Here is a 2271-nt window from a genome sequence, read left to right as displayed (position 1 = left end):
GCGTCCGCCCGGTCGCGGCGAGCCGTCGCGGCCGGTCGCCGGTCAGCGCACGGTGGCGCCGGGGCTCGCGTCGAGGAGGGGGAGTTCGTCCCGGTGCGGCAGACCCTCCCAGTCGCCGGAGGTCGCGACGGCGAAAGCAGCCGTGCGGGTGGCGCGGTGCAGCCGTTCCTCGGGGGACAGGCCGTCGAGGAGCGCGGAGAGGTAGCCCGCGCAGAACGCGTCGCCCGCCCCCACGGTGTCCGTCACGGGCACCGGGTGAGCCGGGGCGTGAAGCGGGGGACGGCCGGTGAGGTGGAGGTCCGCGCCCTCGGCGCCGCGTTTGACGACCACCTCCCGTACCCCGTCCCGGAGCAGGAGCGCCGCCCGCTCCGCCTCGGAGGTGTCCTCCCCGCCGGCGACCAGCGGCAGTTCGTCGTCCGAGGCGATCACGATGTCGACCCAGGGCAGCAGCGGACGCAGGGCGGTGGCGGCCTGCTCGGCGCTCCACAGCCGGGTGCGGTGATTGACGTCGAGCGTCACGGTCCAGCCGTGCCCGGCGGCGTGTTCGGCCGCCGCCCGCACCGCGGCGAGCGGTCCGGCCCCCAGGGCGCAGGTGATGCCGGTGAGATGCAGGACGCGGGCGCCCGCGTCGAGGGCCGGCGCGATGTGTGCCGGGCTCAGCCGGGATCCGGCCGAGCCGCCGCGCCAGTAGTGCACGCGGGCCAGGTCGGCGACGCGTCGTTCGCGCAGCATGGCGCCGGTGGGCGCCTCGTGGTCCGTGGTGGCGTGGGCCAGGTCCACGCCTTCACCGCGCAGGGCGCGCAGCACCATCCGTCCGGGCTCGTCCGCGCCGACCCGGCCCGCCCAGCGCGCGCGGTGCCCGAGCCGTGCCAGGCCCACGGCCACAGTGGACTCGGCGCCCGCCACCGTGGGCCGGACCGGGTTGCCGACCGTGAGCGGACCCTCCAGTTGCAGCGAGAGCATCGTCTCGCCGAAGGTCAGTACCTCCACCGCCGGTGCGCTCATGCCTGGCCCTCCGCCCGGCACAGGGCGCGGAACGCCCGGGCCCGGTCCCGCAGTGCGGCCGGATCCCCGCCGTCGGCCGCGTCGCCGAGCAGGGGCGAGCCCACGCCGACGGCCACGGCCCCGGCCGCGAAGTACGCCGGGACCAGTTCGGCGTTCACCCCGCCCACGGGCACGAAGGGCACATCGGGCAGCGGGTCGCGCAGCGCCCGCAGATAGCCGGGTCCGCCCAGGGACGCGGGGAACAGCTTCACGGCGTGCGCGCCCGCCCGCAGTGCCGCCACCGCCTCGGTGGGTGTCAGGGCCCCGGCGAGCACCGGTACGTCCAGGGCGACGGCCTGTTCGAGGCCCTGGCCCAGCGCGGGCGTCACCATCCAGCGCGCCCCCGCGTCCCGGGCCCGCAGGGCGTCCTCCCGGGTGACGACCGTGCCCGCGCCGACGATCGCGCCCGGGCCCGTTTCCCGGATCGCCCGCCGGATGACCTCATCGGCCCGCGGCGTGGTGAGCGACACCTCGACGAGGCGCACCCCCTCGTCCGCCAGCGCCACGACGCTGCGCAGCGCCGCCTCCGGGTCCTTGCCGCGCACGATGGCGACCAGGCGGTCGTGGCGCAGTGTCTGCGCGAAGTCGCTGTGTTCCGGCATGTCCTGTGCTCCGTGGATCGGCTCGTCGGCGGGGGAGGGCGGGGAAGGCGAGGCGGCCGGGATCACCATTCGGCGAAGGAGCCGTCGGGGTGGCGCCATACCGGGTTGTGCCAGTCGGGGGCACTCGCGTCGGCACGGCGTACCGCCTGCTCGTCGACGTCGATGCCGAGGCCCGGGCCCAGCGGGCGCCTGAGGTGGCCCTCGTCGAACCGGAACACCTCCGGGTCGACGAGGTAGTCGAGGACTTCGGCCCCCTTGTTGTAGTGGATGCCGATGCTCTGTTCCTGGATGAGGAAGTTCGGTGTGCTGATGGCCACTTGGAGGCTCGCGGCCAGGGAGATCGGTCCCAGGGGGCAGTGCGGTGCCAGCAGCACGTCGAACGTCTCCGCGAGCGACGCGAGGCGCCGCACCTCGGAGATGCCGCCGGCGTGCGACAGGTCCGGCTGCAGGACGGCGATGCCCGCCCGCAGCGCGGGCAACGCCTCGGCGCGCGAGTAGATCCGCTCGCCGGTGGCGATCGGCACGGGCGATGCCGCGACCACCTCGCCGAGCAGATGCGTGTACTCGGGCAGGACGGGTTCCTCGACGAACAGCGGGTGCAGCGGGGCGAGGTGGGGGAGGACCC

Annotated in this window: 3 protein-coding genes; all 3 read right to left on the bottom strand. The window is 75.7% G+C overall.

All coding sequences use genetic code 11. The features are described 5' to 3' along the window. Window positions 1-42: 42 nt before the first annotated feature. Window positions 43-1005, bottom strand: coding sequence for a sugar kinase (locus tag ACFV5N_RS27260; protein ID WP_385605040.1), 963 nt, complete (start codon window positions 1003-1005; stop codon window positions 43-45). Further along, window positions 1002-1646: a bifunctional 4-hydroxy-2-oxoglutarate aldolase/2-dehydro-3-deoxy-phosphogluconate aldolase gene (locus ACFV5N_RS27255; protein ID WP_385605037.1), complete on the bottom strand. Its 645-nt coding sequence runs from the start codon at window positions 1644-1646 to the stop codon at window positions 1002-1004. Before ACFV5N_RS27255 ends, ACFV5N_RS27260 begins: the two co-directional genes overlap by 4 nt. Before the next feature lie 62 nt (window positions 1647-1708). Further along, the coding region (locus tag ACFV5N_RS27250; protein ID WP_385605035.1) for an enolase C-terminal domain-like protein at window positions 1709-2271 on the bottom strand (563 nt) is incomplete at its 5' end.

The sequence above is a fragment of the Streptomyces sp. NPDC059853 genome, assembly GCF_042731495.1.
Taxonomy (GTDB): Bacteria; Actinomycetota; Actinomycetes; order Streptomycetales; family Streptomycetaceae; genus Streptomyces.
Note: the sequence above shows the minus strand (reverse complement) of the source record. Positions and strands in the feature narration are given on the sequence as shown.

Excerpts from the sequence above, each read along its gene's own strand:
- ACFV5N_RS27260 (WP_385605040.1), bottom strand. The coding sequence starts at position 1,005 with ATGAGCGCACCGGCGGTGGAGGTACTGACCTTCGGCGAGACGATGCTC.
- ACFV5N_RS27255 (WP_385605037.1), bottom strand. The coding sequence starts at position 1,646 with ATGCCGGAACACAGCGACTTCGCGCAGACACTGCGCCACGACCGCCTG.